This is a genomic window from Bradyrhizobium sp. (assembly GCF_035935975.1).
Lineage (GTDB): Bacteria > Pseudomonadota > Alphaproteobacteria > Rhizobiales > Xanthobacteraceae > Bradyrhizobium.
Genome location: NZ_DASYWN010000038.1, coordinates 160,002 through 183,995 on the forward strand (window position 1 = coordinate 160,002; position 23,994 = coordinate 183,995).

A 23,994-nucleotide genomic window follows, 5' to 3' on the forward strand; every position below is an offset into this window, starting at 1 on the left:
TACGGATATCGATCCGTGAGTCCGGCCGCGCCCGGGCCGGACGCGGCGATCGCAATGCCGGGCAGTTCCCGGTCTTCCACCACACAATAGACCGCGCCGTTGGTTCTCGTGTCCTGCCAAGGATGGAGCGCAGAGCAACGCGCCATCGAACGTATGGCCCCGCGGTCACGCCCGATCGGAAAAGCGGTCGCGCCGCACCCCAGGTCAATTCGCCCGCAGTCCAGGGCAAGACGATGTCCAAACGCGATGCGATAGCTCCGAGCACAAGCCAAGTGGCTGTTGAATCGGAGGTTTTGGATTCGCATGGGCAGTCTTACCAGCCGCAAGGGGCTATATTTGAGGTCCCTCGGATTGCGGCCGCTCGACGGCCGTCGTCTCCTGTCGTCGGCCTCCGTGTTCGCCCTGACGTTATCGGTCGGCCAGGCCCTCCCGGATGCGGCCAGGGCGGCCGATTGGACGGGGACCACGTCCAGCGACTGGTTCGTGACCGGAAACTGGAACACCGGCACGCTCCCCACATCCGGTGTCAACGTCTTCATCGCGACCTCGACTCCGAACCCCGCCGTCATCGCGGGGCCGAACGCGGCCACCAACAATCTGTCGATCGGCGACGGCCTCTTGACGATCTCGGGCGGCGGACAGCTTACCAGCAGCGGTATCGGCTCGATCGGCTATACCGGCGCGACCAACGGGACGGTGCTGGTGGACGGTGCCGGCTCGACATGGACCAGCGTCGGGTCGCTCTATGTCGGCCATATCACCTCGGGCAGCGGCACTCTGAGCGTCACGAATGGCGCCAAGGTTGTGAGTGGCGCCGCCTATGTCGGTTATTTTTCCGGCTCCACCGGCACCGCGAGCATTGACGGAGCGGGGTCGGCCTGGATCAGCAACGCGGACATGGCCGTCGGCCAGGCGGGCACAGGCCTGCTGACAATTTCCAATGGTGGCCATCTCACCGACGTCAACGGGCTGATCGCCGACACGCATATGGGCACGGTGACGATCAGCGGCGCAGGCTCGACCTGGACCAACACCGGCAATCTGGTCGTCGGAAATTTCCGGCAGGGAACACTGTCCGTGACCGCCGGCGGCACCGTGACCAGCGTCGCTGGCAAGATAGGGGCTTTCAGCGGCTCGACGAGCACGGCGACCGTCAACGGCACGGGCTCGACCTGGACCAACAGCGGGCAGCTGACAGTCGGTGATGGCGGCGAGGGGAAGCTGATCGTTTCAAACGGCGGCGCTGTCAGCAACACCGTGGGTCTCGTCGGCTCGCAGGCAGGATCCATCGGCACGGTGACCGTCGACGGTACCGGCTCGACCTGGACCAACAGCGCCGATCTCACGATCGGCAAATCCGGTGCGGCTGCGCTGACCATTTCGAGTGGGGGCACGGTCAGCAACACGTTGGGCTATGTCGGATATGCGGCATCGTCCACGGCAGCGGTGACGGTCTCCGGTGCGGGCTCGACCTGGATCAACAGCTCCACCCTGGCCATCGGCCGAGCCGGGACCGGGACCCTGGCCGTCGCAAACGGGGGTACGGTCAAAAGTGTCATCGGCTATCTCGGAAACTATGCGAAGGGTTTTGCTACGGTCGACGGTGTCGGCTCGACGTGGAACAACAGTTCGGCCCTCTATATTGGGGTGAGCTCGGGCGGCGACGGGACGCTGACGATCTCGAACGCCGGCAGCGTCAGCGATACGGTGGGCCATATCGGCAATTCTCTCGGCTCTACCGGGGCGGTCGCGGTCACCGGCGCCGGCTCGAGCTGGTCCAACAGTATGGCCCTCTTCGTCGGCGATGCCGGCACCGGCACGCTGACGATCGTCAACGGAGGAGCGGTCGACAGCGTCGGCGGCGTCATCGGCAATATCGCCACCGGGACGGGAACGGTTGCCGTCTCGGGAGCGGGCTCGACCTGGACCAACAGCGGAAGCCTGACCGTTGGCCATGGTGGCTCCGGCACACTGAACATCCTGAATGGTGGCGCGGTCAGCAACACGTCTGCGACCGTGGGCAATGGCTCGGGCGCACAGGGGACGGTGGTTGTCGACGGCGCCGGTTCAACCTGGACGAATAGCAGCGGCCTCACGGTTGGCAACATCGGCTCCGGCGCGCTGACGATTTCGAACGGCGGCATGGTGTCGGTTGGCGGCGCTGCCGTCATCGCGGCGCAGGCCGGCTCGGCCGGCGCGCTGAACATCGGCAGTGTGGTCGGATCGGCTGCGGCTGGGGCCGGCACGCTCAACGCCACGAACGTCCAGTTCGGCCTCGGCGACGGCGCGGTCAACTTCAACCACACCGACGCCAACTACACCTTCGGCTTGGCGATCGCCGGCTTCGGCACCATCAACCAGATCGCCGGCAACACCAATCTGACCGCGGATTCCAGCGCCTTCACCGGCGCCACCAACGTCACCGGCGGCCGATTGGCGGTGAACGGCTCGCTGGCCAACTCGCTGGTGACGGTGTCGGGCGGCGGCATGCTTGGCGGCAACGGCACGGTCGGCGGCATCGTCGCCAATGCCGGCGGCACCATCGGGCCGGGCAACTCGATCGGCACGCTGAACGTCAACGGCAATATCGCGCAGGCGGCGGGCTCGACCTATCAGGTCGAACTGACCTCGACGGGTCTGGCCGACCGCATCAATGCGACCGGCACGGCGACGATCGCCAACGGCGCGGTGCTCAACATCGTGAAGCTCGATGCCGCACCCTATGTGCTGGGCACGCATTATACGGTGTTGCAAGCCAATGGCGGCGTCAGCGGCACCTATACGCTCACCGGCGACACCGCGCTCTCGGCCTTCATCGGTCTGGTCGAGCGCTATGACCCGACGCATGTCTATCTCGACGTGGCCCAGACCAAGTCTTTTGCGGCTGCCGGCCTGACGCCGAACCAGCGGGCGACCGGCGCGGGCACGGACAGCCTGGGCAGCGGCAATCCGATCTACGATGCCGTCCTTATGCTGCCGACCGATGCGGTGGCGCGGCGCTCCTTCGACCAGCTCTCGGGTGAGGTGCATGCCTCGGCCAAGGCGGGGATGATTGAGGACAGCCGCTTCGTGCGCGATGCTGCGCTGGATCGCCTGCGCGATGCCTTCGATGCGGTCGGTGCGGTGCGCTCGCCGGTCATGACCTATGTTGACGGCAAGCCGGTCGCGGCGTCAGCCACCAGCGATCGTTTTGCCGTCTGGGGCCGTGGCTTCGGCGCTTGGGGCCAGTCGAACGGCAACGGCAATGCCGCTACGATCAAGCGCGACATCGGCGGCTTCTTCATGGGCGCCGACGGCGTCGTCGGCGACACCTGGCGCGTGGGCATGCTCGGCGGCTACAGCCGCTCGACCTTCAACGTCGGGGATCGCAGTTCGTCCGGATCGAGCGACAACTACCATGTCGGGCTCTATGGCGGTACGCAATGGGGCGATCTCGCCTTCCGCTCGGGTGCTGCCTACACTTGGCACGATATCTCGACGAGCCGTTCGGTGGCGTTCCCGGGCTTCGGGGATAGTCTGAAGGGCAACTACAACGCCGGCACCGCGCAGGCCTTCGGCGAGTTCGGCTACGCCATCACGATGCGCGCTGCCCGGTTCGAGCCCTTCGCCAACCTCGCTTATGTCAGCCTGAGCACCGACGGCTTCACCGAGAAGGGCGGCGCTGCGGCGCTGGCGAGCGGCAGCTCGACCACCGATGCGGCGTTCACGACGCTCGGCCTGCGCGCGTCGACGAGGTTCGACCTCTACGGTGCGACCGTGACGGCCAAGAGCATGCTCGGCTGGCGGCACGCCTTCGGCGACACCACGCCGCTCTCCCAGATCCGGTTCGCCGGTGGCGGTGACACTTTCTCGATCGGCGGTGTTCCAATCGCGCGCAATGCGGCGGCGATCGAAGCCGGTCTTGACTACGCGATTACGCCCGCCGCCATGCTCGGCGTCTCATATGGTGGTCAGTTCGGCTCGGGTCTCACCGATCAATCCCTCCGCGCCAACTTCAATGTGAGGTTCTGAGGGAGGGCGGATGGACGAACGCGCCACGTCATGGGGTTGTTTTCGACATTCTTGTTTTCAAGCGCCGGCGATGACCGACTGCGCGGTCCTCATTTGCACTTCGGCGAGCCCATCGGCACGTTCGGCCACGGCCAGTTCTTCCATCGGCCGTCCTCGCCGATGCAGGCCGATGCTGCGGGGGTGTTTGTTGGAGCCGGGACGTCCGTCGACGCAGGAGGGCTCGTCGGCGGGGGGCTGCTCGCCGGAGCAGGCTCACTCGCGGCCTTGAGCTGCGTGGCGAAGCGCTGGTCGACATAGCTCGTCGACACAACTCCGGCGACGATGACGCCGAGCAGGACCGTAGACCCCTTGGCGAGGTCAGCCAGCTTCATCGATCGTCTCCGTTGCTTTGCCATCGTCGCCACGACTAGCAGACGTCGCCGGCGCCCTTAAGTGACAGGCGTCACGCCCGCCATATCATCTTCAGCACCGGCCGGCCCGAGGTCGGGTTCACGTCGTCGCCGGCACGGGCAAAGCCGTTGCGCTCATAGAAGCGGATGGCGCGGGCATTGTCCTTGTTGACGAGCAGCGTGACGCCCGACGGCGACAGCCGCTTGGCTTCATCGACCAGCAGCCGCGCCGCATCCGAGCCCCAGTGATCGGGATCGACCACGAGCTGGTCGAGATAGCCCTCGCCGTCGATGGTGACGAAGCCGGTGAGGGCGCCGTCCTGTTCGGCAACGACGACCTGCGCCTTCGGCACCAGATCGTTGCGCCAGCGCTCGCGCCACCAGTCCAGCCGCGCGGCGAAGTCGATCTGCGGATAGGCCTGCTGCCAGGTGCGATGCCAGAGATCGATCGAGGCTGCCTCGTCCTCGGGCCGGTAGGGGCGAAGGTGGATCGCGCCGCTCACTACCGCTCCGTCAGCTTCAGCTCGATGCGGCGATTGCGCTTGTAGGCCTCTTCCGTGTTGGCGGTGTCGAGCGGCTGGAATTCGCCGAAACCGGCGGCAACCAGGCGCTGCGCCGGCACGCCGAGCGAGATCAGATACTGCACCACCGAAATAGAGCGGGCCGCGGACAGGTCCCAGTTCGACTTGAAGTTCGCGCCGCTCACCGGGCGCACGTCGGTATGGCCGTCAACGCGCAGCACCCAGGGGATGTCGCTCGGGATCTTCTTGTCGAGCTCGATCAGCGCAGCTGCCAATGTGTCGAGCTCGGCGCGGCCCTCCGGCAGCAGCACGGCCTGTCCGGTGTCGAAGAACACTTCGGACTGGAACACGAAGCGGTCGCCGACGATGCGGATATCAGGGCGGTTGCCGAGGATGGCGCGCAGGCGGCCGAAGAACTCGGAGCGGTAGCGCGACAATTCCTGCACGCGCTGGGCCAGCGCCACGTTCAAGCGCGATCCGAGATCGGCGATGCGGTTCTGCGATTCCTTGTCGCGCTTCTCGCTCGCATCGAGTGCTTCTTCGAGTGCCGCCAATTGCCGGCGCAGCGCGCTGATCTGCTGGTTCAGCACCTCGATCTGCGCCAGCGCCCGCGCCGAGACGGCTTTCTCCGAATCCAGCGCCTTGCCGAGCTCGCTGGTCTTGCCCTGCGCGTCGTTGCCGGCGGCGGCGAGGCCGTCGTAGAGGCCCTTGATGCGGTCGCGCTCGGTCTCGGCTGAGGCCAGGCCCGCCTTGAGCTGCGAGACCTGGTCGTCGAGCGTGAGCTTGCCGAGCTTCTCCAGCGACAGCAACTCGTTGAGCTGGGCGATCTTGGCGTTGAGCAGCTCCAGTGCCTTGTCCTTGCCAGTGACCTCCTGCGACAGGAAGAACTGCACGACCAGGAAGACCGACAGCAGGAACACGATCGACAGCACCAGCGTCGACAGCGCGTCGACGAAGCCCGGCCAGTAGTTGAAGGCGCCTTCGCTGCGGCGGCCGCGCGCTAGAGCCATGTCGTCGATCTCCACTTTCGTGTCCCGGACGCGCTGCAGCGTGCAACGCTGCTGCGCAGAGCCGGGACCCATCTGTCACTCAGAAGGTGCTGGGCCCCGGACGCTATGCATCACTTCGTGCTGCATCGCGTCCGGGGCACGAGACCTTCGTTTCGTCCTCAACCCTTCTCGGGCTGGCGCGCGATTCGTTCCAGCAGGCGCCGGATCTCGCGGTTCTGCTCGCCCTGGCCGTCGGCCCATTCGCGGATCATCTGCTGCTCGGTGCGCATGTGCGAAACCAGCGCCTGGATGGCTTCGGCAAGGCTCGCCATCGCGGCGGTGGTGCCGCGGCTGGCACTGCCTTCCTCGAGCACGGAGCGTAAGCGCTCGACCGCGGCCTGGAGCTCGCCGCTGGCGACGCTGCTGCCGCCGCCGGCCGCGACCGCAACCTCGCCATGGCCATATTCGCGCACGGTGGTGGCGAGCCAGTCTTCGAGATCGGTGTAGAAGCGGTTCTGGGCCTGGCTCGATTGCAGATCGAGGAAGCCGAGGATCAGCGAACCCGCGAGGCCGAACAGGGAGCTCGAGAACGAGATGCCCATGCCGCCGAGCGGGGCGGCGAGGCCTTCCTTCAGCGTGTCGAACAGCGCGCCGGAATCGCCGCCGACCTTGAGCCCGTCGATCACCTTGCCGACCGAGCCGACCGTCTCGATCAGACCCCAGAAGGTGCCGAGCAGGCCGAGGAAGACGAGCAGGCCGGTCATGTAGCGGGAGATGTCGCGGGCCTCATCGAGGCGGGTCGCGATCGAATCGAGCAGATGCCGCATCGTGGTCTGGGTGATCGACATCCGCCCGGTGCGCTCGCCACCCAGGATCATCGCCATCGGCGCCAGCAGCTTTGGGTGCCGGGCCGGCGCCAGGCCGGGATCGGCGATGCGGAAATTGTTGACCCAGGACACTTCAGGATAGAGCCGGATCACCTGTCGGAAGGCCAGCACGATGCCGATGAACAGCACCGCGCCGATCAGGGCGTTGAGGCCCGGATTGGCGAAGAAGGCCTGGATGATCTGCTTGTAGAGCACCACACCGACCAGGCTGCACAGCACCAGGAAGACCAGCATCCGCACCAGGAAGACGCTGGGTGAGGACAGTTTCGTGTACTCGATATCGATGGAAGAGCGGGGCGGGGCGCCAGACGGCATGGCCGGTATCATCCGTTACGAACTTGCTTGCAGTGCGCACTATGGCACAGCGCCAGCCCAAAAAAAGCGCCGGATGAGCCGATTTCGTGGAGAGCTCCCGGAACCCAAAGCCCGGACCGCGCTTTGACAGCGACGTGTGCCGCAAAACGTCGGCATTCCACGGGTTTAGGCCGTCATTCGCCCCTGCCGCCAGAGACGGAGTGGTCGTATGAGCTTCGTGTCCACGATCATCGGCAGCGCCGATCGCGTGCCGCTGCCTGACGTCGTGATCCGCGCCGCGATCCAGCGCCTCTGCTCCCGCAGCGCGGGCCGCCTCGCCGCGCTGGGGGCGGCCGACGATGCCGCCTTCGCCGGACGGATGATGCTGCGGCCGATCGCCGGGGAGGCGGGTGACGGGCATCACGAGGTGCCCGCTTCGTTCTTCGCGCAGGTGCTCGGTCCCAACCTCAAATACTCGTCCTGCTTCTACAGGACCGATGCGACCACCCTGCAGGAGGCGGAGGAGGAGGCACTGCGCCAGTCGGTCGAGCATGCCGGCATCGCCGACGGCCAGACCGTCCTCGAGCTCGGCTGCGGCTGGGGCTCGCTGTCGCTGTCGATGGCGCGGCAGTTTCCGCATGCGAAGATCACGGCGGTGTCGAACTCGCAGGCCCAGCGCGCCTATGTCGAGGCGCAGGCGCAGCAGCGCGGGCTGTTGAACCTGCGCGTGATCACCGCGGACATGAACGTGTTCGCGCCCGAGGGCCAGTTCGACCGCATCGTCTCGATCGAGGTGTTCGAGCAGATCCTGAACTGGCGCAAGCTGATGACGCGCGTGCGGTCGTGGCTCGCGCCCGAGGGGCGCTTCTTCATGCACATCGTCACCCATCGCTCCGGCTCGCATCTGTGCGACATGACCGACCGCGAGGACTGGATCGCGCAGCACGTCTTCACGGAAGGGCTGATGCCGAGCCATCACCTCGTCAGGCAGTTCGGCGACATCTTCGCGATCGAGAAGGAATGGTGCTGGAGCGGCACGCATTACCAGCGCACCGCCAACGACTGGCTCGCCAGGTTCGATGCAAATCGCGACGCGGTCGAAGCATCCTTGCGCAATGTCTACGGCGAGGAGACCGCGCAGTGGATGCGCCGCTGGCGCTGGTTCCTGCTCGCGACCTCCGGCCTGTTCGGCTACGCCGATGGAACCGAGTGGGGCGTCAGCCGCTACCGGATGAAGGCCGCCGAGTGATTGCGATGTTCGGTCGCAGCGCGCCCTGATGGAACCGGACTCACAATCGAGTGACCCCCAAAAAGCCTCCGGAACTCAGCATGATAGGCCGTGTGACATTGAGCCGCCCGCGCCATCCGTTGCGTCGCAGCAAGTCCATTCTATTTTGACGGCATCAGCTGCGCGGAATCGCCCAGAACGGGCTCCGTGTCGCGTGACCAGTTTCAACAACATCGGGGCACTTAACTTCATGTCAGGACTTCGCGCGCGATCGGCATGCGTTGCAATGATGCTCGCGGCCTTTGCGCCGCTGCTCGCGGGTTGCGACGAATCGAGCTCGGCCGTCTCTGCTGCTCCGGCCACCGATCCTGATGTCAGCGTTATCGTCGTGAAGCCGCAGCCGCGCGCCGTGGTGCGCGAGCTGCCGGGCCGTATCGCGCCGACCCGCGTCTCCGACGTGCGGCCGCGCGTCTCCGGCATCGTGGTCGAACGCCTGTTCCGCCAGGGCAGCGAGGTGAAGGCCGGCGATCCGCTCTATCGTATCGATCCGCGTCCGTTCGAGGTCGAGGTGATGGCCAACGAGGCCGCGCTCGCCAAGGCCGATGCCGCGCTGATGCAGGCCAAGCAGCAGGCGCACCGTATCGCCACGTTGACCAGCCAGCGCGCCGCGCCCGAGGCCGAGAACGAGAAGGCTGTTGCCGCCGAGCGTCAGGCCCACGCCGAGGTCGAGGGCCGCAAGGCCGAGCTCGCCCGCGCAAAACTCAACCTCGACTATGCCACCGTGCGCGCGCCGATCGACGGCACCGTCGGCGCGGCAATCGTCAGCGAGGGCGCGCTCGTCGTGCAGAACGAGACCAATCTCGCCACCATCCAGCAGCTCGATCCGATTTATGCCGACTTCACGCAATCAGTGACCGAGCTCAACCAGCTTCGCCGCGCGTTCGAGAGCGGCGACCTCGAGCGCATCGCGGCTGACGCCGCCAAGGTGCACCTCGTGCTCGACGACAACACCCTCTACTCGCTCGAGGGCAAGCTGCTGTTCTCCGATGCCAAGGTCGATGCCCATACCGGCCAGGTGACGCTGCGCGGCGAGTTCCGCAATCCCAAGCGGGAGCTATTGCCGGGCATGTATGTCCGCGTCCGCATCGACCAGGGCCTCGATAGCGACGCCATCGCCGTCCCGCAGCAGGCGATCCAGCGCAATGGCGGCGGCGGCAGCGAAGTGTTCGTGGTCAAGGACGACAACCACATCGCGGTGCAGCCCGTGCGCACCGGTTCGGTGCAGGACGGCGTCTGGTTCGTCACCGAGGGCCTCAAGGCCGGCGACAAGGTCGTGGTCGAAGGCTTCCAGAAATTCGCCGCCGGCGACAAGGTCAAGCCGCAATCCTGGTCCGAGGCCGAGGCGAACGCGGACAACCGGCACGCCCTCAAGGTCACGCGGTAACGCTTTAGCGCGGCAAGTGTCTTCCTCATCCTGAGGAGCCCGCTGGACGCGGGCGTCTCGAAGGATGGCCACGGGTGAGAGCCGGGCCTTCATGGTTCGAACGCGCTTCGCGCTCCTCACCATGAGGGACTAACGAAACAACGAGGGTAAAGCGGCAAATGCCGAGCTTCTTCATCGACAGGCCGATCTTCGCATGGGTCGTCGCGCTGTTCATCTGCTTGATCGGCGCGATCGCGGTGCCGCTGCTGCCGATCGCGCAATATCCGATCATCGCGCCGCCCTCGATCTCGATCTCGACCAGCTATCCGGGCGCGTCGCCCGAAAACCTCTACAACAGCGTCACGCGCCTGATCGAGGAGGAGCTCAACGGCGCCTCCGGCATCCTCAATTTCGAATCGACCAGCGACTCGCTCGGTCAGGTCGAGATCATCGCCAATTTCCAGCCGGGCACCGACACCAGCGCGGCTTCGGTCGAGGTGCAGAACCGCATCAAGCGCGTCGAAGCGCGCCTGCCGCGCGCGGTGATCCAGCAGGGCATCCTGATCGAGGAAGCCTCCAGCGCGGTGCTGCAGATCATCACGCTGAACTCGACCGACGGCAGCCTGGATGAGGTCGGCCTCGGCGACTTCATGATCCGCAACGTGCTCGGCGAAATCCGCCGAATCCCCGGCGTCGGCCGCGCCACGCTCTATTCCACCGAGCGTTCGCTTCGCGTCTGGGTCGATCCGGCGAAACTCGTCGGCTATGGGCTGACCGCTGACGACGTCAACAAGGCGATCGCCGCGCAGAACGCGCAGGTCGCCTCGGGCAGCATCGGCGCCGAGCCGTCGACCTCGAACCAGCGCACCTCAGCGCTGGTGCTGGTCAAGGGCCAGCTCTCGTCCCCCGATGAATTCGGCGCCATCATCCTGCGCGCCAATGCCGACGGCTCGACCGTGCGCCTGCGCGACGTCGCGCGCATCGAGGTCGGCGGTCTCAGCTACCAGTTCAACACCCGCCTCGACGGCAAGCCGACCGCCGGTCTCTCGGTGCTGATGTCGCCGACCGGCAACGCGCTGGCGACCGCGAGCGCGGTCGAGGAGAAGATGAAGGAGCTGTCGCGCTTCTTCCCGGCCAACATCTCCTACGAGATCCCCTACAACATCACGCCCGTGGTCGAGGCCTCGATCAAGAAGGTGCTGACGACGCTGTTGGAGGCCGTGGTGCTGGTGTTCGTGGTGATGTTCCTGTTCCTGCAGAACATCCGCTACACCATCATTCCGACCATCGTGGTGCCGGTGGCGCTGCTGGGCGCCTGTACCACGCTGCTGCTCGCCGGCTACTCCATCAATATGCTCTCGATGTTCGGCATGGTGCTCGCGGTCGGCATCCTCGTCGACGACGCCATCGTCGTGGTCGAGAATGTCGAGCGCATCATGGCCGAGGAGGGCCTGTCGCCAAAGGAAGCGACGCGGAAAGCGATGTCGCAGATCACCGGCGCCATCATCGGCATCACGCTGGTGCTGATGGCGGTGTTCGTGCCGATGGCGTTCTTCCCGGGCTCGGTCGGCATCATCTACCGCCAGTTCTCGGTGACCATGGTCGCGGCGATCGGCTTCTCAGCCTTCCTCGCGCTTTCGCTGACGCCGGCGCTGTGCGCCACGCTGCTCAAGCCGGTTGCGAAGGGGCACGGCCACTCGAGCAATTTCGTCTTCAGCCGGTTCAATCATCTGCTGGAGTCCTGCCGATTCCACTATGCCCGCACCGTCGGCTTCTCGCTGAAGCGCACCGGCCGCCTGATGATGGTTTACGTCGCGCTGCTGGTCGGCCTGTCCTGGGCCTTCGTCAGCCTGCCCGGCGGCTTCCTGCCCATCGACGACCAGGGCTTCGTCACCACCGACGTGCAGACGCCGTCGGATTCGTCCTACGCCCGTACCGAGGCGGTGATCGAGAAGGTCGAGAAATATCTGGCCGCGCGGCCGGGCGTGGACAACGTCACCTTCCTCACCGGCTTCAGCTTCTCCGGCCAGGGCATGAACACCGCACAGGCCTTCATCACGCTGAAGGACTGGTCGGAGCGCGGGCCGAAGGATTCCGCCGCGGCGATCGTCAATGACATCAACCGCGATCTGTCGTCCTCGATCCGCGACGCAAAGATCTCCGCGCTGCAGCCGCCGCCGATCGACAATCTCGGCAATTCTTCCGGCTTCTCGTTCCGCCTCCAGGATCGCGGCCAGAAGGGCTATCCGGCCCTGATGCGCGCCGCCGATCAGTTGATCGCCGAAGCCAATGCGAGCCCGGTGCTGCAGAAGGTCTATATCGAAGGCCTGCCCGAAGCCGGCGTGGTCAACCTCGTGATCGACCGCGAGAAGGCCGGCGCCTTCGGCGTCACCTTCGAGGATATCAACAACACGATCTCGACCAATCTCGGCTCGAACTACATCAACGACTTCCCGAACCGCGGCCGCATGCAGCGCGTCGTGGTGCAGGCCGATGCCCGCGACCGCATGCGGACCGAGGACATCCTGAACTACAACGTCAAGAACAGCCGCGGCCAGTTGGTGCCGTTCTCGTCCTTCGCCACCGTCGAATGGGCGCGTGGGCCGACCCAGATCGCCGGCTTCAACTACTATCCGGCGGTGCGCATCTCCGGCGAAGCCCGACCCGGCTTCACCTCGGGCGACGCCATCGCCGAGATGGAACGGCTCGCCGGCAAGCTGCCGCGCGGCTTCGGCTATGAATGGACCGGTCAGTCGCTGCAGGAAAAGCTGTCGGGCTCGCAGGCGCCGTTCCTGCTCGCTCTCTCGATTTTCGTGGTGTTCCTGTGTCTGGCCGCGCTCTATGAGAGCTGGACGATTCCGCTCGCGGTGCTGCTCACCGTGCCGCTCGGCATCGTCGGCGCCGTGATCGCGGCGATGCTGCGGGGCTTGCCGAACGATGTCTATTTCACCGTCGGCCTGATCACCATCATCGGCCTTGCAGCAAAGGACGCGATCCTGATCATCGAGTTTGCCAAGGATCTGCGGAAAGAGGGCAAGCCGCTGGTGGAAGCCACCATCGAAGCCTGCCGCCTGCGCTTCCGCCCGATCCTGATGACGGGTCTCGCCTTCATCTGCGGCGTGCTGCCGATGGCCATCGCCCACGGCGCCGGTGGCGCCAGCCAGCAGGCGCTCGGCAGCATCGTGATGGGCGGCATGATCGCGGTGGTGATCCTGGCGCTGCTGATGGTGCCGGTGTTCTTCGTCTCGGTGCAGCGCGTGCTGGCGGGAGACCGGGAGAAGGCAGAGGAGAAGAAGGCCGAAATGTCTGGGCCGCCCGCGCCGGCAAGGGCCGGCCACTGAACGCCGGATCGGTCGGCTTGCTTTCTCGGGGTGGTCAATCCAGACTACAGCTCCCGATTGAAAGTACATGTATTCGCGCCGCGGCGCGAATGCACAGCCAGCCCGCCGATTGAGAGCATGCGATGCGTCCGACCGATGTTGCGATCTCCAACTATCGCTCCATTCGGCGGCTCTCGATACCGATCCACCCCTTGTCCGTGTTTGTGGGTGAGAATGGTGTCGGCAAATCCAATCTCTACAAGTCCTTGTCGCTGTTGCGCGACGCGGCGACAGGTCGAATTACGCGCACGATCGCCGAGGAAGGCGGACTGAATTCGGTCTGCTGGTCCGGCCTTCGCAAGCGAGGCGAAGATGGACGACTGCGGTTGTCGGCCAAATTCGACCATCTCAGATATTCCATCGAGCTCGGATTTCCCGGCCCGCTCGAGGCGGCATTTTCCGGCGAACCGATGATCAAGGCCGAAACTATCGAAGCGACGCGGGGCAAACGAACGGTTCAAATGATGGAGCGGAAGAATTCGCTCGTCAGTGTCCGCAGCGAGAGCGGCGCCTGGAACAGCCACAAGGACGCGGTGCTGCCGTCCGAGACGGCGCTCGCGGGTTTTTCCGATGGAAAGGAATGCCCCGAAATTGATCTGGTCAGAAACGCGATGCTGGGCTGGCGCTTCTATCACGATTTTCGCACCGATCCGGCGTCACCGATCCGAAAGCCTTGTCTCGCGATCACGACGCCCTCGCTCAGTGCCGACGGCACCGATTTGGCCGCGGCCCTGGCGACGCTTTACACCATCCGGGGAGACACCGCCGACCTGCAGCACGCAATCGAAGATGCATTCCCGGGCGCTGAGCTCCGCGCATGGGAAGCAAACGGCTTATGTGATTTTGATCTGCAGCTGACGGATATGCCGCGGCCGTTCAGGGCTCACGAATTATCCGATGGGACGCTGAAATACATCTGCCTGCTCGCGGTGTTCATGGGCTACCGGCTTCCGCCGTTCATTGCACTGAACGAACCCGAGACCAGCCTGCATCCGTCGCTGCTGGCGCCATTGGCCCGGCTGATCGTCAAGGCATCAGGCCGCGCCGACATCTGGATCGTCACCCATTCGGAACAGCTGATGGCGGCCTTGCGAAGCGAGAGTTCGGTCCCGCTTCGCCGGGTGATCAAGTCGAAAGGCGCCACGACGATCGAGGGCCTGACCCTCGGAGGCGAGTATCGCGACGAGGAATCGGACGAGGACGACTCCTAGCCGTTGGAGCGCGAGCCTGCGCCTTACGCCGGCTTCCTCAAAATCTTCACCAGCTCCCCGTGCACGAACTCGTTGCCGCACACGACGTGGCCCGTCACCAGCGGGTCGCCCGGCGTCGCGATGTCGCTGACCGTGCCACCCGCTTCGCGCACCATCAGCATGCCGGCGGCGATGTCCCAGGATTGCAAATTGCGCTCCCAATAGCCGTCGAGGCGGCCGGCGGCGACGAAGGCGAGGTCGAGCGAGGCGGCGCCGAAGCGGCGCAGGCCCGCGACGCGGTCCTGGATCGCGGTCATCTCGCGGCGGAATTCCTCGTGGTCGCCGCGGCCGATATGGGGCAGGCCGCAGGCCACCACGCATTCGTTGAGCTGGCGGCGGCCGGCGACGCGCAGGCGCTGGTCGTTGAGGAAGGCGCCCTTGCCGCGCTCGGCGATGTAGAGCTCGTCATTGGCGGGGTTGTAGATCACGCCAGCGATGATGGTGCCCTCGCGCACGAGACCGATCGAGATCGCGAATTGCGGGATGCCGTGCAGGAAGTTGGTGGTGCCGTCGAGCGGGTCGACGATCCAGGTGTGGCTCTTGTCGGTGCCTTCCCGCGTGCCGCCTTCCTCGCCGATGAAGCCGTAGCCGGGCCGGGCCTTGGCGAGGTCCTGGTAGAGGATCTCCTCGGCGCGCTTGTCGGCCAGCGAGACGAAATTGGCCGGCCCCTTCAGCGAGACCTGGAGGTGCTCGATCTCGCCGAGATCGCGCTTGAGGCTGCGGCCGGCGCGGCGCGCCGCCTTGACCATGACGTTGATAGTTGCGGAATACAGCATGAGCTCTGGTCTTGATCGGGGGCAGGGGCGCAAAACCGCGCCATTTGAGGGAATTGGGTGCCCTGCGAGGGGCTTGAGGTCAAGTCATTTGGTCCCGAGCCACTTCTTGGCGGCGGCCTCGGCCTTGGACCGATCCTCGGCTGGCAGGTCGGAAAGCTGCTTGTCGAGCTCCGGATCGCCCTTGCCGGAGGTCTTGGCCACCAGGTGCCATTTGAAGCCCTCGACCTTGTCCACGGACGTGCCCATGCCGTTGATCAACACCCAGGCCAGGCGGTTCTGCGCGATCGCGCTGCCCTGGCGGGAGGCCTTGCGGAGCAGCGCGACGGCCGCCGGCTGGTTCTTCGGCGTGCCGGTGCCGTTGAACAGCGCGATGGCGTATTCGACCTCGGCATCGACATTGTCGGCGAGCGCGGCGGCCTGGAGCAGCCGTGCGGCCTTTTCGGGATCCTTCGGCACGCCGGTGCCTTCCTTGTAGAAGGTCGCCAGCGCGTATTGCGCCTCGGGCAGGCCGGCATCGGCCGCCTGGCGCAGCAGCTCGGCGGAACGCTTGACGTCCTGCGGCAGGGTCTGGCCGTCGAGATAGAGCAGAGCGAGATTGTAGGCCGCCTTGGGCTCGCCGAGCTTGGCGGCGGAGGCCATCAGCTTGACCGCCTCGCCCTTGTCGACCGGGCCGCCGCGGCCGGACATGCGCAGCATCGCGAGCGCGAACATCGCCTCGCGGTCGCCGGCATCCGCAGCGCGCTTGTACCATTCCAGCGCCTTGGCGTAGTCGCGGCGGATGCCCATGGCGTTGGAATAGAGTTCGCCCAGCATGGTCATCGCCTTGGGATCGCCGGTCGCGGCGCGGGCCTTGGCGAGCTCGAACGCCGTCTTGTACTGGCCGCGCTGATAGGCGCCGAACACCAGATCGACACCGGGCGTATCAGCTTCCGGTGCGGGGATCACGGTTGCGGGTAGCGCCGGCTTGGGGGACGCGGCCGGCTTGGGCGAAGCTGAAGGTTTTGGCGCCGGCGCGGCCTCCTTCTTCTTGGGAGGCGCCGGCGGCTTGGGCTTCTGCTTCTCGGCCGGAGGAGGCGGCGTTGCGGCCGGCGGCGTGATCTGGAGCTGCGCGGCCGCAGGCGCCGTCATCAGCAGCGTAGCCAGAATGGTGATGCGCGGGAGCTTCATGTCGGGCGCTAGCCGTGCTCCTCGCTAGCAGGCGCAGCCGCATGGGCCTTCTTGATCGCAGCGTCGGCCTCGATCAGCGCAGCCTTGGGCCCGCGCGGATCGGCCCAGATGAAATCGCCGACCAGCACGAAATCGGCGCCGCTGGCGGCGAAGTCGTAGGCTTCCTCCAGCGAGGTCGCAAAGCCGACGCAGGGCGGCTCGAACAGCTCGGCCCACCAGTCCAGCCGCTCGGCGATCGCTTGCGCCGAGGGCCGCTGTCCCCTCGCGTCGGGCTCGCCGAACAGCAAATAGTCCGCGCCGATCTCGCCCGCATCCATGGAATGGTGTCGCGTCGTCAGCCCGCCGACGCCGGCGATGCGATCGGGCTTGAGCGAGGGCAGCGCCTCTTTCAACGCGGCAATGCCGGGGAGGTGTGCGCCGTCGGCGCCGCCGCGTGCGACGAGCTCGGGGTAGCCGTCGACCAGCAGTGCGGCGCCCGCCTTCTGCACCGGCGGCGCCAGCGCCTTGATGCGCGTGATCATGGTGCGCTGGTCGGTCTCCTTCAGCCGCACCAGCACGGCCGCGACGTCGGCGGCGGCCAGCAGAGCCGGCAGCTCGGCGACGAGCGCAGCGGGATCATCGACGACGGGCGTCGCGAGATAGAGACGCGGCGCCGGGCGCGGCGGAGGCGGTTTGTTCGACAAGATCTAGGCTGCCTTCTTTTCCAGGCTGCTTTGCCATTCGCCCTTGGAGGCGAGGCCGTTCATGCGGGCGCGGTGACTGAATGCGGTTTGACCCGCGGCGACATTCTCGGCCTTGCCGGACCAGGCCTTCTGCGGGGCTGCCTGCAGCGCACGGCCGTAGGAGAAGGTCAGGCCCCAGGGCAGCGGCCCCAGTTTGTGCATGGCGTTGAGATGCGCGGTCGCCTCTTCGTCCGACTGGCCGCCGGAGAGGAAGGCGATGCCGGGCACCGCCGCCGGCACGCAGGCCTTGAGCAGCCGGATCGTCTTCTCCGCGACCTCCTCGACGGAGGCTTGCTTCGGTGACTTCTTGCCGGAGATCGCCATGTTCGGCTTCAGCACCATGCCTTCGAGTGCAACGCGCTGCACGCGCAATTCCTGGAACGTCTTGTTGAGCACGCGGCTAGTGACATCATAGCAGCGGTCGATGTCGTGATCGCCGTCCATCAGCACCTCAGGCTCGACGATCGGCACGATCTGCGCGGCCTGGCACAGCGCGGCATAGCGGGCGAGTGCGTGGGCGTTGACGCTGATCGCGGTCATCGAGGGAATGCCGCTGCCGATGTCGATCACCGCGCGCCATTTGGCGAAGCGCGCGCCGCGATCGTAATATTTCTTCAGCCGCTCGGCGAGCTTGTCGAGCCCGACGGTGACGAGCTCTCCCGGGCACATCGGCAGGGCTTGCGTGCCCTCGTCGACCTTGATGCCGGGGATGGCGCCGCTCTGTTCGATCAGCTTGACCAGCGGCGTGCCGTCCTTGGCGTCCTGCCAGATCGTCTCGTCATAGAGGATCACGCCGGAGATGTACTGGCTCATGGCCTCCTTCGAGCGGAACAGCATCTCGCGATAGTCGCGGCGATTGCCTTCGGTCGATTCCACGCCGATCGCGTCGAACCGCTTCTTGATGGTGCCGGAGGATTCGTCGGCGGCAAGGATACCCTTGCCTGATACGACCATGGCGGTCGCGATCCTGTTGAGCTCAGTCAGATTCATCGAGAGTTCCTCCCAAAACGATTCTGCCCTTGCCTGTGAAAATAGACCGTTCTCGGGCAATTGCCGAGTTAACGTTGGTCGCAGGGTAAAGGGGGCTTTCTGTCATTCCGGGATGCGCCGAAAGGCGCAGGCCCGGAATCCATAACCCCAGACTGTGGTTATGGATTCCGGGCCCACGCTTCGCGTGTCCCGGAATGACCCGGGAATAGGCTTGAGGGGCTTACGCCACCTTCGGATCCAGCTCGCCCTTGGCGTAGCGCTTGGCCATGTCGGCGGGGGTCAGGATCTTCTTGAACTTGGCGGCCTGGCCGGCGGTGTTGAACTCCTGGAGCCGCTGCTTGCACAGCTTGGTCATGGCTTCCATCGCGGGCTTCAGGTACTTGCGCGGATCGAACTCTTCCGGATTGTCCTTGAGGACCTTGCGGATCTGGCCGGTCATGGCCATGCGGTTGTCGGTGTCGATGTTGATCTTGCGCACGCCGTTCTTGATGCCGCGCTGGATCTCGGCGACCGGCACGCCCCAGGTCGGCTTCATCTTGCCGCCATAGGCGTTGATGATGTCCTGGAGGTCCTGCGGCACCGACGACGAACCGTGCATGACCAGATGCGTGTTCGGCAGCTTGCGGTGGATCTCCTCGATCACGTTCATGGCGAGGATGTCGCCGTCGGGCTTGCGGGTGAACTTGTAGGCGCCATGCGATGTGCCCATCGCGATCGCCAGCGCGTCGACCTTGGTCTCCTGGACGAACTTCACGGCCTCGTCCGGATTGGTCAGGAGCTGGTCGTGGCTGAGCTTGCCTTCGGCGCCGTGGCCGTCTTCCTTGTCGCCCATGCCGGTTTCGAGCGAGCCGAGCACGCCGAGCTCACCCTCGACCGAGATGCCGCCGAGATGGGCCATGTCGGTCACGGTCTTGGTGACGCCGACATTGTAGGTCCAGTCGCCGGGGGTCTTGCCGTCGGCCTTGAGCGAGCCGTCCATCATCACCGAGGTGAAGCCGGCCTGGATCGCGGTCATGCAGGTCGCGGCCTCGTTGCCGTGGTCGAGATGCACGCAGACCGGGATGTGCGGATAGATCTCGGTGACCGCGTCCATCATGTGCTTGAGCATGACGTCGTTGGCGTAGGAGCGCGCGCCGCGCGAGGCCTGAATGATGACGGGAGCGTCGACCTGGTTGGCGGCGTCCATGATCGCCAGCGCCTGCTCCATGTTGTTGATGTTGAAGGCCGGTACGCCGTAATCGTTCTCAGCCGCATGGTCGAGCAATTGACGCAACGTGATCCGAGCCATGTGTCTTTTTCTCCGTTTGGGCCTAAGGGCCGCGTGCTTTTTTCCGACGAATTACTTGGTGCGCAGAACTTCGACGCCGGGCAGGGGCTTGCCTTCCATCCATTCAAGAAATGCGCCACCGGCCGTCGAGACATAGGTGAATTGACCGGCCACATGGGCCTGGTTCAGCGCCGCGACGGTGTCGCCGCCGCCCGCGATCGAGATCAGCTTCTTGGCCTTGGTGCGCTCGGCCGCGTGCTTGGCGGCCGCGACGGTGCCGCGGTCGAACGGCTGCATCTCGAAGGCGCCGAGCGGTCCGTTCCAGACCAGCGTTGCCGCATCGTCGATGGCGGCGTGGACGCGCGCGATCGACTGCGGACCGACGTCGAGGATCATGCCGTCGGCCGGGATCGCATCGAGCCCGTAGGCATGCGACGGCGCGTTGGCGGCGAAGTGATAGGCGACGGTTGCGTCGACGGGCAGGATGATCGCGCAGTTGGCGGCTTCCGCCTTCTCCATGATGCGCAGCGCGGTCGGCGCGAGATCCTTCTCGGCCAACGACTTGCCGACCGCGACGCCCTGGGCGTGCAGGAAGGTGTTGGCCATGCCGCCGCCGATCACGAGCGCATCGACCTTGCTGACGAGGTTTTCGAGCAGGTCGATCTTGGTCGAGACCTTTGCGCCGCCGATGATGGCGATGACGGGCTTGGTCGGCGAGCCCAGCGCCTTCTCCAGCGCGTCGAGCTCGGCCTGCATGGTGCGGCCGGCATAGGCCGGCAGCTTGTGGCCGAGGCCTTCGGTCGAAGCGTGGGCGCGGTGCGCGGCCGAGAACGCGTCGTTGACCCAGATGTCACCGAGTTTTGCCAATTCCGCGACGAAGGCGGGATCGTTCTTTTCTTCCTCTTTGTGGAAGCGGGTGTTTTCGAGGCACAGGATGTCGCCGTCCTTCAGCGCCGCCACAGCCGTTGCCGCGGGCTCGCCGATGCAATCATCGGCGAAGGCGACGGGCTTCTTCACGACCTTCGACAGCGCTTCGGCGACGGGCTTGAGCGACTCCTTGGCATCGCGACCCTTGGGCCGGCCGAAATGCGCGAGCAGGATGACCTTGCCGCCCTTGTCCGAGATTTCGGTGATGGTCGGCGCGACGCGCTCGAGCCGGGTCGCGTCGGTGACGCGCCCGTTCTCCATGGGCACGTTGAGATCGACGCGCAGCAGCACGCGTTTGCCCTTCACGTCGACGTCGTCGAGGGTGCGGAATTTGTTCGCCATCGGACACTCTCTCTTGTCCCGGGCGCTACTAGCGGCGCGAAGTGCCGCTGTGCTGAACCGGGACCTACGCGGGGAGATGGGGCTCGGCTCTGCGGAGCAGCGCAAGCGCGCTGCACCGCGTCCGGGACACGAGACCTTGCTTAGATCACCTTCGACATCGCGACGGCGGTGTCGGCCATGCGGTTCGAGAAGCCCCACTCGTTGTCGTACCAGGACATCACGCGCACCAGCGTGCCGTTCTGCACCTTGGTCTGGTCCTCGTGGAAGGTCGAGGAGTGCGGGTCGTGGTTGAAGTCGATCGAGACGTTCGGCTGGTTGGTGTAGCCGAGAATGCCCTTGAGCTGCTGCTCGGAGGCGCGCTTCATCGCCGCGTTGATTTCCTTGGCGTCGGTGGCGCGCTTGGCGACGATCTTGAGGTCGATGACCGAGACGTTCGGCGACGGCACGCGGATCGAGACGCCGTCGAGCTTGCCCTTCAGCTCGGGCAGCACGAGGCCGATCGCCTTGGCGGCACCGGTCGAGGTCGGGATCATCGACATCGCAGCAGCGCGGCCGCGGTAGAGATCCTTGTGCAGCGTGTCCAGCGTCGGCTGGTCGCCGGTATAGGCGTGGATCGTGGTCATGAAGCCGGTCTCGATGCCGACGAGGTCGTTCAGCACCTTCGCGACCGGCGCGAGGCAGTTGGTGGTGCAGGAGCCGTTCGAGACCACCATGTGGTCCTTGGTCAGCGTGTCGTGGTTGACGCCGTAGACGATGGTGGCATCGGCGCCGTCGGCGGGGGCGGAGACCAGCACGCGCTTGGCGCCGGCAGTCAGATGCGCGGAGGCCTTGTCCTTTGCGGTGAAGATGCCGGTGCACTCCATCGCGATGTCGACGCCGAGATCCTTCCAGGGCAGCTTCGAGGGATCGCGCTCGGCGGTCACCTTGATCTTGCCGCTGCCGAGATTGATGGAGTCACCATCGACGGTGACGGTGCCGGGGAAGCGGCCATGGACGCTGTCGAAACGAAGGAGATGGGCGTTGGTCTCGACCGGGCCGAGGTCGTTGATGCCGACGACCTCGATGTCCTTGCGACCGGACTCGGCGATAGCGCGCAACACGTTGCGGCCGATGCGGCCAAAACCGTTAATTCCGACGCGGACTGCCATGTTTCATCTCCTTATGACCGTTCAATGACGGGTTCGATAACGCCTAATCTTCCCCGCACAACGCGCGACTTACGCGCCTGCGAGGGTTTTTTAGGGGCGGACGCCCGGTTCGGCCGGGCGGTGCTTGATCATATGAGAGATTACGTAGTCCTTTTTTTTGGCAAGCTCAACTCTCAGCTGACGCGCTTCAGCACAGCGTTAACCGCAGCCTCGGCGGTAATGCCGAAATGCTTGTAAAGATCCTTCGCCGGCGCGCTCGCGCCGAACGAATGCATGCCGATAAATTCGCCATCCTGGCCGATCACGGCATCCCAGCCCCAGCGCACCGCGGCCTCGATCGCGACCTTCACCGGCGCGTTGCCGATGATCTCGGCACGCTTGGCTTCTGGTTGCGCTAACAAAAGCTCGAGCGAGGGCACCGAAACCACCCGTGACGCGATGCCGCGCTCGGCGAGCTGCTTCTGGGCGGCCACCGCGATCTCGACCTCGGAGCCGGAGGCGAACAGCGTCGCCTTGGCTTCGCCCTGGGCGGCGACCAGCTCATAGGCGCCGGCCGCGCAGGGAACGTCGTTCGGCGCATTGGTGCGGAGCTGCGGCAGGTTCTGCCGCGTCAGCGCCAGCACGGTCGGACCGTCAATGCGATTGAGCGCAAGCTCCCAGCACTCGGCGACCTCGATGGAGTCGGCGGGGCGGAACACGCGCATGTTCGGAATGGCGCGAAGCGCGGCGAGATGCTCGACCGGCTGGTGGGTCGGGCCGTCTTCGCCGAGACCGATGGAGTCGTGCGTCATCACGTAGACGACGCCGGTGCCCATCAGCGCGGCGAGACGCATCGCCGGACGCGCATAGTCGGTGAACACCAGGAAGGTCGCGCCGTTCGGCGCGAAGCCGCCATGCAGGAAGATGCCGTTCATCGCAGCCGCCATGCCGTGCTCGCGGATGCCGTAATGGATGAAGCGGCCCTTCGGCGTCTTGGCGGAGAACGCGGTCGCCGACTTCGCCTTGTTGTTGTTGGAGCCGGTGAGGTCGGCGGAGCCCGCGAGGAATTCCATCGGCATCGCGCCGGCGATCACCTCGATCACGGCTTCCGAAGACTTGCGGGTCGCCGCCGTCATCGGCTTCTCCAGCAGCTCCTTCTTGTACGCGCGAATGGCTTTCGCGAGCGAAGCCGGACGCTCATGGCGCAGGCGGCGTTCGAACTCGGCGCGCTTGCGGCTGCCGAGCTCGCCGAGCCGTCCTTCCCATTCCTGACGGGCCGCAGCGCCGCGGCTGCCGGCTGCGCGCCAGGCCTTCAGCACGTCATCGGGCACCGAGAACGGCTCGAGCGAGATGCCGAGATTTTCCTTGGCGGCCTTGAGCTCGTCGGCGCCGAGCGCTTCGCCATGCGCCTTCGACGTGCCGGCCTTATGCGGCGCGCCGAAGCCGATGGTGGTGCGGCAGGCGATCAGCGTCGGCTTGTTCGACTTCTTCGCGCGGGTGATGGCGTCGGCGATCGCGGCCTGGTCGTGGCCGTCGATCTTCTCGGCGGCCCAGCCGGCGGACTTGAATCGCTTCACCTGGTCGACGGAATCGGCGATCGAGGTCGGCCCGTCGATCGAGATGCCGTTGTCGTCGTAGAGCACGATCAGCTTGCCGAGCTTCCAGTGTCCGGCCATCGCGATCGCTTCCTGCGACACGCCTTCCATCAGGTCGCCGTCGGAGGCGAGCACGTAGGTGTGGTGGTCGACGATCTTCTTGCCGAACTCGGCGGCGAGCATCTTCTCGGCGAGCGCCATGCCGACCGCGGTCGAGATGCCCTGGCCGAGCGGACCGGTGGTGGTCTCGATGCCCTTGGTGTGGAAGTTCTCGGGGTGGCCCGGGGTCAAGCCGCCGAGCTGGCGGAACTGCTTGATCTGGTCCAGCGTCATGTCGACATTGCCGGTCAGATACAGCAGCGAATAGAGCAGCATCGAGCCGTGGCCGGCCGAGAGCACGAAGCGGTCGCGGTCGGGCCAGTTGGTGGCGGCAGCGTCGAATTTCAGGAACTGCGTGAACAGCACCGTGGCGATGTCGGCGGCGCCCATCGGCAGGCCGGGGTGGCCCGATTTCGCCTTCTCGACAGCGTCCATCGAGAGGCCACGGATCGCGTTGGCCATACGGGTGTGGTCGACTTGCGTCATGTCTGAAATCCGTCTGAAATGAGGCGCTTGGCGGTGGTGCGGGCCGCGTGGGGGGAGCCTGGCGGCCACGGAAGGTCGGGCTGGGATAGCACCTCGGTTCCGGGAGTCCAAGGCAATCAAACGC

At 65.7% G+C, this 23,994-nt stretch carries 17 protein-coding genes; 5 read left to right on the forward strand and 12 right to left on the reverse strand.

The genetic code is table 11. The features are described from left to right. Nucleotides 1-336 precede the first annotated feature (336 nt). Nucleotides 337-4,011 carry an autotransporter outer membrane beta-barrel domain-containing protein gene (locus VGR99_RS21270; protein WP_326901080.1) on the forward strand — a complete coding sequence of 1,225 codons (3,675 nt, stop codon included), beginning with the start codon at nt 337-339 and terminating at the stop codon, nt 4,009-4,011. Nucleotides 4,012-4,100: 89 nt separating this feature from the next. Here the strand turns inward: VGR99_RS21270 and VGR99_RS21275 are convergent, their stop codons facing one another. The 4 genes from VGR99_RS21275 to VGR99_RS21290 form a co-directional block, all read right to left on the reverse strand. Continuing rightward, on the reverse strand, nt 4,101-4,382 hold the full coding sequence (locus tag VGR99_RS21275) for a hypothetical protein (RefSeq protein ID WP_326901081.1): 282 nt from the start codon (nt 4,380-4,382) through the stop codon (nt 4,101-4,103). Nucleotides 4,383-4,453: 71 nt separating this feature from the next. Next, entirely contained in the window at nt 4,454-4,903 is a 450-nt protein-coding gene (locus VGR99_RS21280) for a GNAT family N-acetyltransferase (protein ID WP_326901083.1), read from the reverse strand. Next, nucleotides 4,903-5,931 (reverse strand): peptidoglycan -binding protein, encoded by a 1,029-nt coding sequence (locus VGR99_RS21285; RefSeq protein ID WP_326901085.1) that lies wholly within the window; start codon nt 5,929-5,931, stop codon nt 4,903-4,905. Before VGR99_RS21285 ends, VGR99_RS21280 begins: the two co-directional genes overlap by 1 nt. 158 nt (nt 5,932-6,089) lie before the next feature. Continuing rightward, nucleotides 6,090-7,112, reverse strand: coding sequence for a flagellar motor protein MotA (locus tag VGR99_RS21290; RefSeq protein WP_326901087.1), 1,023 nt, complete (start codon nt 7,110-7,112; stop codon nt 6,090-6,092). A gap of 208 nt (nt 7,113-7,320) precedes the next feature. On the opposite strand from VGR99_RS21290, the gene VGR99_RS21295 reads away from it, so the two are divergent. The 4 genes from VGR99_RS21295 (at nt 7,321) to VGR99_RS21310 (ending at nt 14,333) form a co-directional block, all read left to right on the forward strand. Beyond that, nucleotides 7,321-8,340: a cyclopropane-fatty-acyl-phospholipid synthase family protein gene (locus tag VGR99_RS21295; RefSeq protein WP_326901089.1), complete on the forward strand. Its 1,020-nt coding sequence runs from the start codon at nt 7,321-7,323 to the stop codon at nt 8,338-8,340. A 229-nt stretch (nt 8,341-8,569) separates the two neighbouring features. After that, the gene (locus VGR99_RS21300) at nt 8,570-9,763 is read left to right on the forward strand and encodes an efflux RND transporter periplasmic adaptor subunit (RefSeq protein WP_326901091.1); all 1,194 of its coding nucleotides are present in this window, start codon (nt 8,570-8,572) and stop codon (nt 9,761-9,763) included. A 158-nt stretch (nt 9,764-9,921) separates the two neighbouring features. Further along, the gene (locus tag VGR99_RS21305) at nt 9,922-13,083 is read left to right on the forward strand and encodes a multidrug efflux RND transporter permease subunit (RefSeq protein ID WP_326901093.1); all 3,162 of its coding nucleotides are present in this window, start codon (nt 9,922-9,924) and stop codon (nt 13,081-13,083) included. Between the two features lie 122 nt (nt 13,084-13,205). Next, nucleotides 13,206-14,333, forward strand: a complete 1,128-nt coding sequence (locus VGR99_RS21310) for an AAA family ATPase (RefSeq protein WP_326901095.1) — start codon at nt 13,206-13,208, stop codon at nt 14,331-14,333. A gap of 23 nt (nt 14,334-14,356) precedes the next feature. Here the strand turns inward: VGR99_RS21310 and VGR99_RS21315 are convergent, their stop codons facing one another. From VGR99_RS21315 to tkt, 8 genes are all read right to left on the reverse strand, one after another. Continuing rightward, nucleotides 14,357-15,148 carry an inositol monophosphatase family protein gene (locus VGR99_RS21315; protein ID WP_326901097.1) on the reverse strand — a complete coding sequence of 264 codons (792 nt, stop codon included), beginning with the start codon at nt 15,146-15,148 and terminating at the stop codon, nt 14,357-14,359. An 84-nt stretch (nt 15,149-15,232) separates the two neighbouring features. Continuing rightward, entirely contained in the window at nt 15,233-16,315 is a 1,083-nt protein-coding gene (locus tag VGR99_RS21320; RefSeq protein ID WP_326901099.1) for a tetratricopeptide repeat protein, read from the reverse strand. Nucleotides 16,316-16,323: 8 nt separating this feature from the next. Further along, nucleotides 16,324-16,998: a thiamine phosphate synthase gene (locus VGR99_RS21325; protein ID WP_326901101.1), complete on the reverse strand. Its 675-nt coding sequence runs from the start codon at nt 16,996-16,998 to the stop codon at nt 16,324-16,326. Between the two features lie 3 nt (nt 16,999-17,001). Beyond that, nucleotides 17,002-18,027, reverse strand: coding sequence for a class I fructose-bisphosphate aldolase (locus tag VGR99_RS21330; RefSeq protein ID WP_326901103.1), 1,026 nt, complete (start codon nt 18,025-18,027; stop codon nt 17,002-17,004). Between the two features lie 220 nt (nt 18,028-18,247). Next, on the reverse strand, nt 18,248-19,315 hold the full coding sequence (gene fba / locus VGR99_RS21335; RefSeq protein WP_326901105.1) for a class II fructose-bisphosphate aldolase: 1,068 nt from the start codon (nt 19,313-19,315) through the stop codon (nt 18,248-18,250). Nucleotides 19,316-19,366: 51 nt separating this feature from the next. Then, nucleotides 19,367-20,563, reverse strand: a complete 1,197-nt coding sequence (locus tag VGR99_RS21340; RefSeq protein WP_326901107.1) for a phosphoglycerate kinase — start codon at nt 20,561-20,563, stop codon at nt 19,367-19,369. Nucleotides 20,564-20,703: 140 nt separating this feature from the next. Then, nucleotides 20,704-21,711, reverse strand: a complete 1,008-nt coding sequence (gene gap, locus VGR99_RS21345) for a type I glyceraldehyde-3-phosphate dehydrogenase (protein ID WP_326901108.1) — start codon at nt 21,709-21,711, stop codon at nt 20,704-20,706. 173 nt (nt 21,712-21,884) lie between these two features. After that, the gene (tkt, locus tag VGR99_RS21350; RefSeq protein ID WP_326901109.1) at nt 21,885-23,870 is read right to left on the reverse strand and encodes a transketolase; all 1,986 of its coding nucleotides are present in this window, start codon (nt 23,868-23,870) and stop codon (nt 21,885-21,887) included. Between the last annotated feature and the right edge of the window lie 124 nt (nt 23,871-23,994).